This is a genomic window from Pseudomonas rustica (assembly GCF_018336155.1).
In the GTDB taxonomy this organism is placed as follows: domain Bacteria; phylum Pseudomonadota; class Gammaproteobacteria; order Pseudomonadales; family Pseudomonadaceae; genus Aquipseudomonas; species Aquipseudomonas rustica.
Genome location: NZ_JAGYHF010000005.1, coordinates 183,889 through 196,877, shown reverse-complemented (window position 1 = coordinate 196,877; position 12,989 = coordinate 183,889). Strand labels below are relative to the sequence as shown.

Sequence of the window (12,989 nt, the reverse complement as noted above, 5' to 3'; positions counted from 1 at the left end):
TTCTCACCAGGCTGCCTCTTGTCGAGGCAAATTTCTTTTCAATTCAACCACTTGCGATCCGCGCCGAACGTACGCCGGCTTAGCGGGGGCAAAAGGGTGGTCATTGTACACAGCGACACAGAGGCTCACAAATTTGACGACGAAATGTCGCAAATTCATGTCGCATTTGTGAAAGGTTTAAAGCGATCTGCTGTGCTAGTCAAAACTTTTTTAATTCTGACTGCAACGACTCAAAGACTACTATGACGCAGACACCACAAGGCACGCGACCTGGAAGGAAGCGCGCACTTGCAGAAATTTTGAGGTGCTTGGAGAGGCGGCCTGGGTAAGACCGCCGAATCTTCAGCGAGTTGTTGCCAGTTCTTGTTGGACGCTGGCGACAGTGCGAGGCCAAGGTTTACCAGCCTGAACCTTCGCTGGCAAGGCCTTGATGGCAGAAACGGCCGCATCACGATTGGCGAAGTTGCCATAAGTGATCACGTAAAGCGGCTTGCCGTTGAGGACTTTCTTGAAATAACGGTACTCGCCGCCCTGCTCCTTGACGAAGTTTTGCGCGGCAGTTTCCGAGCTGGTGCCGAGGATCTGCACCACGTAGTTACCGGTCGGCTGACCGGCGTACCAGCTGCCACCGGCGGCTTTGGCCACGGTGACCGGCTTCTCGGCAGGCTTGGCAGCAGCGGCTGGCTTGGCCGGCGCTGGAGCCGGTTTCGCTGCAGGCGCTGCCGGAGCAGGCTTGGCGGTAGCAATTTGGGTTGGCGCTGGCGTCGGCTTCGCGGCCGGGGCTGGAGCCGGTGTTGGCGCAGGGCCAGCCGGAACGCCTGCCGGAGGTGCGGAAGTGGTGACGGTCGGCGGTGTGGCGCTGGAACCTTCGACCGGCACGCCGTCGTCGCCTTCGGTGATGCCACCGGCGGCTTCAGCCAACGGGCCACGCATGACCGGTTGCGAGTTGCCGACCAGCGGCAGCGGCATCGGTTGGGTGTTGCCAGCGAATTCGACGGAAGGATTAGCCCCGTTCGCCCCGCCCTGACCCAAAGGCAACTGCGCCTGTTCATTGGCAGGAGCGCCGGTGGTAGGTGTCTTGTTGCGACCCGGCATCAGCCAGGCGGCGGCGACCGCAACCACAACGACGGCAGAAATCGCCAATACGTGTTTCTTCGGCATGTTGAACCCCATACTTGGACGCTTGACCGCAGAGCGGCTGGCAATCATGACTTCGATCAGTGCATCGCGAGCGACCTGGTTGATGTTGCCTGGCCAACCCTCGGCGCTTTCGTGAATATCAGAGATCTGATCCGCGGTGAAAAGTTCGACACCACGGCCTGCACCTTCGAGCCGTTGGTCGAGATACTCGCGGGTCTCTTCTTCGGTGTACGGCTGCAATTCGATGACGTGGAAACGCTCTTCCTCAAGGTGCAAAGCCTCGAGTTGCGCGATCAGCGACGACTCACCAAACAGGAATACGTGCGGGCGACCTTCCGGTGCGCCGGCACCCAGCGCCATCAGCGCTTCGAGGGCAGATTCGTCGAGCTGCTCGGCGTCATCCACCAGCAGATAGACTTCCTGCCCCGTCAGCGCGAGTTGCACCACCTGATCCAGAATCGCGCCAACTTCGGCCTGAGCGACGTTCAGCGCCTGGGCAACCTGACGCAGCACACCGGCCGCATCACCGGCGCCACGGGCGGAAACCACCACGCTCTGTACCGATTGCTTATTGGTGCTGGCGACCAGTGCCTGACGTAGCAAGGTCTTGCCGCTGCCTTGCGGGCCAGTGACGACCAGCAACAACTGACTGTAACGCGCCAGATGATGCAACTGACCCAACACTGGTTTGCGCTGGGCCGGGAAGAATTTAAAACCCGGCACTCGTGGCGCGAAGGGGTCGTGGCTTAACTGGAAATGGCCGAGGAACGCCTCGTCGGCATGCAAACTAGTCATTGGAATCTTTTCAACCTTTAAGCTGAGCCAGGGCGCGGTAATCCGCTCCCAGCGTGGCCTGTAGAACCTCTTTCGGATAATCGGCGGTCACTACCGCTTCGCCCATCCGGCGCAGCAGCACCAGGCGCAGACGACCGTCGATCACTTTTTTGTCGATTGCCATGTGTTCAAGAAAATCGGCTTCAGTCATTTCTGTCGGCGGCACCACCGGCAGACCGGCGCGCTGGAACAGACGAATGCCGCGATCACGTTCCGCTTCGCTGATCCAGCCCAGACGCGCGGACATTTCCAGCGCCATCACCGTGCCAGCCGCGACGGCCTCACCATGCAACCAGACACCATAGCCCATGTGGGTCTCGATGGCGTGACCGAAGGTGTGGCCGAGATTGAGGGTGGCGCGCACGCCGGTTTCTTTCTCATCGGCGCCGACCACCGCAGCCTTGGCCGCGCAGGAACGCTCGATGGCGTAAGTCAGGGCTTTTTGATCCAGCGCACGCAGGGCGTCGACGTTGTCTTCGAGCCAGCCGAGGAACGGCTCGTCGCAGATCAGACCGTACTTGATGACCTCTGCCAGACCGGCGGACAGTTCACGCTCGGGCAGGGTTTTCAGCGAGGCGGTATCGATCAGCACCACGTTCGGCTGATAGAACGCGCCGACCATGTTCTTGCCCAGCGGATGGTTGATACCGGTTTTGCCGCCCACCGACGAATCGACCTGGGACAGCAACGTCGTCGGGATCTGAATGAAGTCGACGCCGCGCTGATAGCAGGCGGCGGCGAAACCGGCCATGTCGCCGATCACACCGCCGCCGAGGGCGATCACGGTGGTGCGGCGGTCATGACGCGCGGTCAGCAGACCGTCGAAGATCAGTTGCAGGGTTTCCCAGTTCTTGAAGGCTTCGCCGTCCGGCAGCACCACGGAGATCACCGAGAACTGCGCGAGGCTGCGGGTCAGACGTTCGAGATAGAGCGGCGCAACGGTCTCGTTGGAGATGATTGCCACCTGCCGCCCATGGATATGCGGCGCCAGCAACTCGGGCTGATCCAACAAACCTTCGCCAATATGAATCGGGTAGCTGCGCTCGCCTAGATCGACCTTGAGTGTCTGCATGTGTCCCCACAGTGAAGATGGAAGCAGGCATCCTGCCCTGAATTATTGGTTATCTGCGGCCTATAGCGGGTATGACGCCGCTCGCCCGCCAGCCGCCACAACCGCGACGGGTTGTGACAGGACGCCGAGGATAGCGCATTTCGAGCGATGCTTTAACGGGGAGGAAGCTGCGCCAGACGCTCGAGAATGTCGAGCACTACCATGCGCGGCGGCCGTTCGTCGGTTTCCACCACCAGATCGGCGATTTCCCGATACAGCGGATCACGGATCGCCAGCAAATCACGCAGGGTTTTCTCGGGATTGGCGGTGCGCAGCAACGGCCGATTGCGGTCGCGCGAGGTGCGGCCGACCTGCTGTTCGACGGAGGCGTGCAAATAGACCACGCGCCCGCCCTCATGCAGAGCCTTGCGATTGGCATCACGCATCACCGCGCCGCCGCCGGTCGCCAGCACCACGCCATCGAACTCGCACAGCTCGGCGATCATCGCCTGCTCACGGTCACGAAAGCCGGGCTCGCCTTCCTTATCGAAGATCCACGGGATATTGGCGCCCGTGCGCAGTTCAATTTCCTTGTCGGAATCTTTGAACGGCAGGCGCAGCTCTTTGGCCAGCAACCGGCCGATGGTGCTTTTACCAGCGCCCATCGGTCCTACAAGAATCAAATTTCGCACAGAATCAACGACTCACAGCAATCGCCTGGTTATTCATGATACGCGGAGTGAGAAATACCAGCAGCTCGGATTTTTTCTCCGAAACCACATCACGCCGGAAAAGGCGGCCAAGATACGGCACATCGCCAAGAAATGGCACCTTATCTACGACCTTGCTTTGAGTATTTGAGAAAACACCACCAATCACGATGGTTTCGCCGTCATTGACCAGCACCTTGGCGTTGACCTCGTTTTTCTTGATCGGCGGCACATCCTGCACTTTGTTCAGGTAATCCGGCTCATCCTTGGTGACCTTGACCTCCATGATGATGCGGTTATCGGGGGTGATCTGCGGCGTCACTTCCAGCGACAAAGACGCCTCTTTGAACGACACCGAAGTCGCGCCGCTGGAGCTGGCTTCCTGATACGGAATCTCGGTGCCCTTGAGGATCTTCGCGGTTTCCTTGTCGGAGGTAACAACCTTCGGTTGCGAAACGATTTCACCGTTGCCGGTCTTTTCCATCGCCGTCAGTTCGAGATCGAGCAACACGTTGTCAGTAATAAAGGCGATGCCAATCCCAGAGGTGTTGCCGACCGTGCCCATATCGACGAACGGCGAGTTGGTACTGGTGCTGCCCGGCGTACCAATGGTGGTCGATGAGCCATTGACCCCGGAGGCGTTCCAGTTGCCCTTGTTCTGGATTGAGCCGCCCCAGCGCACGCCGAGGCTTTTGTCGTAATCGACGTTGGCCTCAACGATTCGGGCTTCGATCATCACCTGACGCACCGGAATATCCAGTTGCGCCACGATCCGTCGCAGCTCGTCGAGGCGATCCTGGGTCTGGTAGGCGATGATGTTGTTGGTGCGCTCATCGACGGTAATCGAACCACGCTCATCGATTTTCGCCTCGGCGCTGGTCACCGACTGGAACAGCTTGGCGATGTCTGCTGCCTTGGCGTAATTCACTTGCAGCAATTCACGACGCAGCGGCGCCAGTTCGGCGATCTGCTTCTGCGACTCCAGTTCCTGGCGTTCCCGGGCGGCAATTTCATCGGCGGGCGCGACCAGCAGCACGTTGCCGATTTTGCGTTTATCCAGCCCTTTGGTTTTCAGCACCAGATCCAGCGCCTGATCCCACGGCACGTTTTGCAGGCGCAAGGTAATGCCGCCCTGCACCGTGTCACTGGCGACCAGATTGAGGTTGGTGAAATCGGCGATCAGTTGCAGCACCGAGCGCACATCGATGTCCTGGAAATTCAGCGAGAGCTTTTCACCGACGTAAGCCTGGCGATCAGCATTGCGTTTTTGCAGGTCGTCGACGGTCATCGGCCGGACGCTGACGGTCAGTTTGTTATCGGTCTGGAAAGTTGAATAGTCGTAAGTGCCGCCGGGCTCGACGGTGATGATCGCGCGATCACCGCTGACGCTGGAATTGACGAACTGCACCGGGGTGGCGAAATCCTTGACGTCGAGGCGTACGCGAAGCTTTTCCGGCAACTGCGTGCGGGCGAAGCTGAGGATGATTTTGCCGTCATGCTCCTGAATATCCGGGGCGATGGTCGGGTCGGACAGGTCGATGACCACATTGCCTTCGCCCGCCGTACCACGTTGAAAGTCGACGCCGCGAATGGCTTTGGTTTTTGCGACATAAGGTTTTATCGGTACAGCAACAGGCGTAATGCGCGGCGCGGCAACGGGACGCGGTGCTGCGGCCGGGGCACCTTGCCCCACCACCACGAACAAATTATTGCCCTCGACCCGCGTGTCATACGGCGCCAGTTGCGTCAGGCTGACGATCAGTCGCGTGCGATCCTTGGCCTCAACCACCGTCGCCGTGCGCGCATTACCGCTGCCTAGATCGAGACTCTTGCTGGCCAATTGGCTGGCAACCCCGGGCAAGTCCAGAGCAATCCGCGCCGGCGATTCAGTGGTATAGCCCTTCGGCTGCGGTGGCGGGCCGTCGAACGACAGCTTCAGCTCGACGCGATCACCCGGCAAGGCCGCCACGTCCAGCGTCTTCAGATTGGCCGCAATAACCATCGGTGACAACAACGCTATCCATAGCGAAAAACCGAGGGTGGAGAAAATCCTGTTCATTGTTCGACTTCCACTATGAGTGCTCTTTCAAAGGAATGGTGCGCGGACGTTCCAGCCAGGCCCCTTCGCCGTCGGGAACGATCTCGACCACATCGACCTGGGTCGCGCTGATCGAGACGATGCGTCCGTCATTGCGCCCCAGGTAGTCGCCGACCTTCATCCGGTGCACGCCGCCGGCTCCGCGCAACAGCGCGAAAGAGCCGCCGGCGTTGGAGATCGTGCCGACCATTTCAAACTGCTCGATGTTGAAACCTTCGAGGTATTGCTTGACCCGATTGGGGTCGGGTTTGACGTTGCGCGAACCATGTTTTTGCCCGGCCAGATCGACGCGCACCTGACGCGAGAACGGGCTGCGCAGGTTGGCGGCGCTGTAAGTGAATGTGGGGTAAGACCGAAATGTCGGGGTTGGTTCAATTTTGCCCGGCGGGCGCAGTCGCACTTCATTCATGTAGGCATCAAGGTCGCTGAAGTCATTGCCGCCACCACAACCATAGAGCGCGAGCAGTGCCATCGACAGGGCCAAATAGCGTGGCGGGCTCATTTTTGCAGCCCCTTGTCGTTATAGCGGTACGTCTTGGCGAGGATGTTCATGCGCAGCTTCGTCCCGCCTTCGGGATTGGCTGGCGCCAGTTCGAAATCATGCAGGGTGACGATGCGCGGCAACCCGGCGACGCCGCTGACGAAAGTCGCGAGATCGTGATAGGCGCCAGTCACGGTGATCTGGATCGGCAGTTCGATGTAGAACTGCTGGGTGACCTCCGGCAGCAATTTGATCTCTTCAAATTCCAGACCGCTGCCCAGACCGGTGCGGGTGATGTCTTCGAGCAGGCCCGGCACTTCGGTGTCGCTGGGCAACTGCCGCAACAGCACGCCGAACGAGTTTTCCATCTCCTTCATCTGTTGGGTGTACAGCTCTAGATTGGCCGAGACGTGCGCCTTGCTGGCGAACTGCTCCTTGAGCGTGGCTTCTTCTTCGCGCTTGAGTTCGAGTTGGTCTTGCATGTCGCTGATGAAAAAGTTGTAGCCCAGCGCGAGCACCAGAATCATCAGCAATGCGCCGGCCATGGCTTTTACCGCTGCCGGCCATGAACCAATGTTGCTGGTGTCGAGATCGTTGAAGTCGATGTTGCGCAGGCTCTCCAGCCATTCGGACGGCTTCATGGCTCGTCCTCCGTCGTCTTCGGCTGCGTCTGACGAACGGTCAACTGAAAAACGTTGGCCTGTTCCACCTGATCGGCGGACGTCGCTTTGACTTCATTAAGGCTCGGCGCATCGAACCAGTCGGAGGCGTCAAGATTGCGCATCAACTCGGAGACACGGTTGTTCGACTCCGCCGCGCCACTGATGGACAGGGTTTTGCCGAGCATTTTCACTTGGGTGAAATACACGCCGTCGGGCAGTGTCCGCGCCAGTTGATCGAAGATCCGCCCGCTGACCTGCCGGTTGCCCTGCAAGTCCTGGATGATGCGCATGCGTTCGACCAGTTGCTGGCGATGGGCCTTGAGTTCACTGATCTGCTTGATCCGTTCGTCGACCACGGCAATTTGTTTGCCGATGTAATCGTTGCGCGCCACTTGTCGATCGATCGCCGCGCTGATCACCTGATCAGCGATAAACACCGCGCCCACCGAACCGACGATGACGCCGGTCAGCGCCAGCAGGAAGCGTTTGCGCCGCTCTTCACGGCGCTCCTCGCGCCACGGTAAAAGGTTGATCCGCGCCATCAGTCGAAACTCCTGAGCGCGAGCCCGCAGGCAATCATCAGGGCCGGCGCATCACTGGCCAGGGCGCCAGCGTTGACCTTGCTGCTCAGGGACATATCGGAAAACGGATTGGCCACTTGCGTCGGCGTATTCAGGCGCTGTTCGATCAGGCGATCGAGCCCCGGCACCGACGCCGTGCCGCCGGCCAGCAGAATGTGATCGACGGCGTTGTACTGCCCGGAGGCGAAGAAAAACTGCAGCGAGCGCGAAACTTGCTGCACCAGCGCTTCGCGAAACGGTTGCAGGACTTCGCTGACGTAATCGTCGGGCAAGCCGCCCTGCTTTTTCGCTAGTCCCGCCTGTTCGACGGTCAGGCCGTAACGGCGCTGGATTTCTTCGGTCAGCTGGCGGCCGCCGAACAGTTGCTCGCGGGTATAAATGATTTTGCCGTTGTGCAGAACGCTGAGGGTGGTCATGGTCGCGCCGATGTCGACCACTGCCACGGTGAGGCGCTCTTGCGAGGCGGCGAGTTGCTTGGAGAGCAGGCCGAACGAGCGCTCCAGCGCGTAGGCCTCGACGTCCACCACCCGCGCGGTGAGCCCGGCGAGGGCCAGCGCTGCTTCGCGGACTTCGACGTTTTCCTTGCGACAGGCGGCCAGCAACACGTTGACCCGTTCTGGATTGCGCGGCGAAACGCCCTGGACTTCGAAATCGATGGCGACTTCATCCAAGGGATAGGGAATGTATTGGTCGGCTTCGATTTTGAGCTGGTTTTCCAGTTCGTCGTCGGAAAGTCCGGCGTCCATTTCGATGACTTTAGTGATTACCGCTGATCCGGCCACCGCCACCGCCACGCTCTTGAGCCCGGTGCGCGCCTTGACCAGTACCCGACTGAGGGCTTGGCCCACGCCTTCGAGTTCGGCGATGTTTTTTTCGACCACGGCATTCGCCGGCAACGGCTCTACCGCGTACGCCTCGACCCGGTAGCGATCGCCCTGACGGCTCAGCTCCAGCAGCTTTACCGAGGTGGAGCTGATGTCGATCCCCAGTAACGTATGGGTCTTTTTATTGAAGAGTCCTAGCACTACCAATTCCCTATGACTTTCCGTGAGTTACGGACTCTGTAATACGCATTGCGTTCCCTGACCCCACCTTGACAGAAGCGTCAATGACGCCTCCGGCGGAAAAGTGCTTATAATGCCCAGCGATTTTTTCCGCTTTTTACTGCCTGCGCGGGCGTTCTGTGTGTAGCCGGAACCCCGTCGCCAAATTCATTCTTTGCCCTGGATGTCCAAACGCCTTGATTCGTCTGCTGAAATTTTTCGGTTGGTCCATCGTCGCCGTTTTCTGCGGACTGCTTTTAGGTCTCAGCGGCGCCTATCTTTACCTTAGTCCGGGTTTGCCTTCTGTGGAGGCCCTGAGAAGCATTCAGTTGCAGATTCCATTGCGGGTCTACAGCAGCGACAACAAGTTGATCGCAGAATTTGGCGAAATGCGCCGGACTCCGATCCGTTTCGCCGACATTCCCCCCAATTTCATTAATGCGTTACTAAGTGCTGAAGACGACAATTTCGCCAATCACTATGGCGTCGATCCGAGCAGCCTGATGCGCGCCGCGACGCAATTGGTCAAAAGCGGCCACATTCAGTCCGGCGGCAGCACCATCACCATGCAGGTGGCGAAGAACTTCTTCCTGACCAGCGAACGCAGCTTCTCGCGCAAAACCACTGAAATCCTCCTGGCCCTGCAGATCGAGCGACAGCTGACCAAGGACGAAATCCTTGAGCTGTACGTGAACAAGATCTATCTGGGTAACCGCGCCTACGGCATCGAGGCGGCGGCGCAGGTGTATTACGGCAAGTCGATCCGCGACATCAGCCTGGCGCAGATGGCGATGATCGCCGGCCTGCCGAAAGCCCCGTCGCGCTTCAACCCGCTGGCCAACCCGACGCGCAGTAAAGAACGCCGCGACTGGATCCTCGGGCGCATGTACAAGCTCGGCAAGATCACCGAGGCGGATTACACCGCTGCGATCAACGAGCCGCTGAACGCCAGTTATCACGTGCCGACCCCGGAAGTGAACGCACCGTACATCGCCGAAATGGCCCGTGCCGAAATGGTCGGCCGTTATGGCAGCGACGCCTATACCGAAGGTTTCCGCGTCACTACCACGGTACCGAGTAATCTGCAGGAAATGGCCAACACTGCGCTGCACGAAGGTTTGATGACCTACGACCAGCGTCACGGCTACCGTGGCCCCGAGTCGCGCCTGCCGGGCAAGACCCGCGAAGCCTGGGCCAGCGAGCTGACCAAACAACGCACCATCAGCAGCCTCGAACCGGCGATCGTCACGCAAGTCGACAAGAACGGCCTGCAAGTGCTGACCCGCACCGGTGAAGAACACGTGGCCTGGGACACCATGAAATGGGCGCGGCCGTTCCTCAATACCAACAGCATGGGCCCGAATCCGCGTCAGCCGTCGGATGTTGCGCAGGTTGGCGATCTGGTTCGTGTGCAGCGTCAGAAAGACAATTCGCTGAAATTCAGCCAGATCCCGCAGGCGCAAGGCGCGCTGGTCTCGCTGGATCCGCAGAACGGCGCAATCCGCTCGCTGGTCGGTGGTTTCGCTTTCGAGCAGAGCAACTACAACCGCGCCATGCAGGCCAAGCGTCAGCCGGGTTCGAGCTTCAAGCCGTTCGTATACAGCGCTGCGCTGGACAGCGGCTACACCGCCGCGACGCTGGTCAACGACGCGCCGATCGTGTTTGTCGACGAGTACCTGGACAAGGTCTGGCGTCCGAAGAACGACACCAACACCTTCCTCGGCCCGATCCGCTTGCGTGAAGGTTTGTACAAATCGCGCAACCTGGTGTCGATCCGTTTGCTGCAAGCGATGGGCGTGAGCAAGACCATCGATTACATCACGCGCTTCGGCTTCAACAAGCAGGATCTGCCGCCGAACCTGTCGCTGGCACTGGGTACTGCGACGCTGACGCCAATGGAGATCGCGACCGGTTGGAGCACGTTCGCCAACGGTGGCTACAAGATCACGCCTTATGTGATCGACAAGATCGAAAGCCGTAACGGCGACACGCTGTTCGTCGCCAACCCGCCGACCGTGCCGCAGGGCGCTGCGGCAACGGACGGCATTGCCGCTCCGCACACTGACGCGATCACGGTCAACGCTACGCCGGGTGAAGCACCGGGCACTGCGGCGGCACCGCAAACGCCTGCCGTCGCCGAGCGCATCGTTGATGGCCGCACCACGTACATCCTCAACAGCATGTTGCAGGACGTAATCAAGCTCGGCACCGGCCGTCGCGCGCTGGCCATGGGTCGTAGCGACATCGCCGGCAAAACCGGTACCACCAACGAATCTAAGGATGCGTGGTTCTCCGGGTACAACGCCGATTACGTGACCACGGTCTGGACGGGCTTCGACCAGCCGGAAAGCCTTGGTCGTCGCGAGTTCGGTGGCACGGTGGCACTGCCAATCTGGATGAACTACATGTCGGCGGCGCTGAAGGACAAGCCACCGCACGTGCAGCCCGAGCCGGAAGGTTTGTTGAGCCTGCGCGTGGATCCAGTGAGTGGCCGTGCGGCGTCGCCGAGCACGCCGGGGGCGTACTTCGAGCTGTTCAAGGCTGAGGATACGCCGCCGTCGGTGAATGAGCTGGGTAACGGCGCCGTGCCGGGCAGCCCGCTGCCGGCAGATGAACAGGCACCGATCGACTTGTTCTGATCCGCAGCTACTGAAAAGCCCCGCCTTCGGTTGAAGTGCGGGGCTTTTTATTGCCTGAAGATCAAGAGCCCCTCACCCTAGCCCTCTCCCGGAGGGAGAGGGGACTGACCGTGGAAAATTCACGAGATACACCGACCTGAAAGTGCATCAGCGCCTATGGATTCAACACAACACTTTCATGTCGGCGTCACTCCCCAGCATCCCCCAATCGGTCCCCTCTCCCTCCGGGAGAGGGCTAGGGTGAGGGAGCCCTTGATCTCCAGACAATAAAAAGCCCCGACTCTCACGAGCCGGGGCTTTCGGTTGAAGCGTTACAACGGCTTAGCCGTTGAACACGTCATCCACGCTTTTCAGCGGGTAGTTCTTCGGATACGGCAGGGTTGCCACACCAGTCTCGATAGCAGCCTTGGCCACAGCGTCGGAGATCAGGGTGATCAGGCGCTTGTCCATTGGCTTCGGAATGATGTACTCACGACCGAATTCCAGCGGAGCACCGCCGTAGGCATCGCACACGTCCTGTGGCACTGGCAGTTTGGCCAGTTCACGCAGGGCGTTGGCCGCAGCCACTTTCATTTCTTCGTTGATGCGCTTGGCGCGAACGTCCAGGGCACCACGGAAGATGAACGGGAAGCCCAAAACGTTGTTGACCTGGTTCGGGTAGTCCGAACGGCCGGTGGCCATGATCACGTCGTTACGGGTGGCGTGTGCCAGTTCCGGGGAGATTTCCGGATCCGGGTTCGAGCACGCGAACACGATCGGGTTGGCCGCCATCGACAGCAGGCCTTCAGGGCTCAGCAGGTTCGGGCCGGACAGGCCAACGAACACGTCAGCGCCTTGCAGAGCGTCAGCCAGGCTGCGCTTCTCGGTGGCGTGAGCGAATACCGCTTTGTACTGGTTCAGGTCGTCACGGCCGGAGTGGATCACGCCGGTACGGTCAACCATGAAGATGTTTTCAATGCGAGCGCCCATGCTCACCAGCAACTTCATGCAGGAGATGGCGGCAGCGCCGGCGCCCAGGCAAACGATCTTGGCATCAGCCAGAGTTTTACCAGCGATTTCCAGGGCGTTGATCATGCCGGCAGCGGTCACGATCGCGGTGCCGTGCTGGTCATCGTGGAATACCGGAATGTCGCACTGCTCAATCAGAGCACGTTCGATCTCAAAGCACTCTGGTGCCTTGATGTCTTCCAGGTTGATGCCACCGAAAGTGATGGAGATGCGTTTTACGGTGTCGATGAAGGCTTGCGGGCTTTCGGAGTCGACTTCGATGTCGAATACGTCGATGCCGGCGAAGCGCTTGAACAGCACGCCTTTACCTTCCATCACTGGCTTGGACGCCAACGGGCCGAGGTTACCCAGGCCGAGAATCGCGGTGCCATCGGAAATGACTGCAACCAGGTTGCCCTTGCCGGTGTATTTGTAGGCCAGTTCAGGATCGCGAGCGATCTCACGCACTGGTTCAGCTACGCCGGGGCTATAAGCCAGCGACAAGTCGCGAGCGGTAGCAGTGGCCTTGGTGAGCTCGACACTCAGCTTCCCTGGACGAGGATTGGCATGATATTCGAGAGCGGCAGTTTTCAGATCAGACATTTTGGCATTCCGCTTTTTACTGTTGGACAGACTGGTCAGCGAGGATACGCGCCTCGCAAAGTCCCCACAAGACTGAGCGGTCACCCCTGTCAAGCGCCCTGCCCTACGACTTTGGGCCAAGAGCCACGGCGCACAAGGGCTGGACTGTTCACAATCGACA

Annotated in this window: 10 protein-coding genes; 1 reads left to right on the top strand and 9 read right to left on the bottom strand. The window is 59.7% G+C overall.

The features are described from left to right. Positions 1–342 precede the first annotated feature (342 nt). From KFS80_RS11200 to KFS80_RS11165, 8 genes are all read right to left on the bottom strand, one after another. Positions 343–1,935, bottom strand: coding sequence for an AAA family ATPase (locus tag KFS80_RS11200; protein ID WP_159811627.1), 1,593 nt, complete (start codon positions 1,933–1,935; stop codon positions 343–345). Between the two features lie 10 nt (positions 1,936–1,945). Beyond that, positions 1,946–3,046, bottom strand: a complete 1,101-nt coding sequence (aroB, locus tag KFS80_RS11195; protein ID WP_053116653.1) for a 3-dehydroquinate synthase — start codon at positions 3,044–3,046, stop codon at positions 1,946–1,948. Between the two features lie 152 nt (positions 3,047–3,198). Further along, positions 3,199–3,717: a shikimate kinase AroK gene (gene aroK, locus KFS80_RS11190; protein ID WP_053116652.1), complete on the bottom strand. Its 519-nt coding sequence runs from the start codon at positions 3,715–3,717 to the stop codon at positions 3,199–3,201. Positions 3,718–3,721: 4 nt separating this feature from the next. After that, entirely contained in the window at positions 3,722–5,794 is a 2,073-nt protein-coding gene (locus tag KFS80_RS11185) for a type IV pilus secretin PilQ (RefSeq protein WP_212544825.1), read from the bottom strand. Between the two features lie 13 nt (positions 5,795–5,807). After that, positions 5,808–6,335: a pilus assembly protein PilP gene (locus KFS80_RS11180; protein ID WP_212544824.1), complete on the bottom strand. Its 528-nt coding sequence runs from the start codon at positions 6,333–6,335 to the stop codon at positions 5,808–5,810. After that, positions 6,332–6,955, bottom strand: coding sequence for a type IV pilus inner membrane component PilO (gene pilO, locus KFS80_RS11175; RefSeq protein ID WP_212544823.1), 624 nt, complete (start codon positions 6,953–6,955; stop codon positions 6,332–6,334). Before pilO ends, KFS80_RS11180 begins: the two co-directional genes overlap by 4 nt. Next, positions 6,952–7,518 carry a PilN domain-containing protein gene (locus tag KFS80_RS11170; protein WP_053116648.1) on the bottom strand — a complete coding sequence of 189 codons (567 nt, stop codon included), beginning with the start codon at positions 7,516–7,518 and terminating at the stop codon, positions 6,952–6,954. Before KFS80_RS11170 ends, pilO begins: the two co-directional genes overlap by 4 nt. Beyond that, positions 7,518–8,582, bottom strand: a complete 1,065-nt coding sequence (locus KFS80_RS11165; protein WP_212544822.1) for a type IV pilus assembly protein PilM — start codon at positions 8,580–8,582, stop codon at positions 7,518–7,520. Before KFS80_RS11165 ends, KFS80_RS11170 begins: the two co-directional genes overlap by 1 nt. Positions 8,583–8,800: 218 nt before the next feature. On the opposite strand from KFS80_RS11165, the gene KFS80_RS11160 reads away from it, so the two are divergent. Continuing rightward, positions 8,801–11,239, top strand: a complete 2,439-nt coding sequence (locus tag KFS80_RS11160) for a penicillin-binding protein 1A (protein WP_420851039.1) — start codon at positions 8,801–8,803, stop codon at positions 11,237–11,239. Positions 11,240–11,560: 321 nt separating this feature from the next. Here KFS80_RS11160 and KFS80_RS11155 read toward each other — a convergent pair whose 3' ends face one another. Continuing rightward, the gene (locus tag KFS80_RS11155; protein WP_212544820.1) at positions 11,561–12,829 is read right to left on the bottom strand and encodes a malic enzyme-like NAD(P)-binding protein; all 1,269 of its coding nucleotides are present in this window, start codon (positions 12,827–12,829) and stop codon (positions 11,561–11,563) included. Positions 12,830–12,989: the final 160 nt, after the last annotated feature.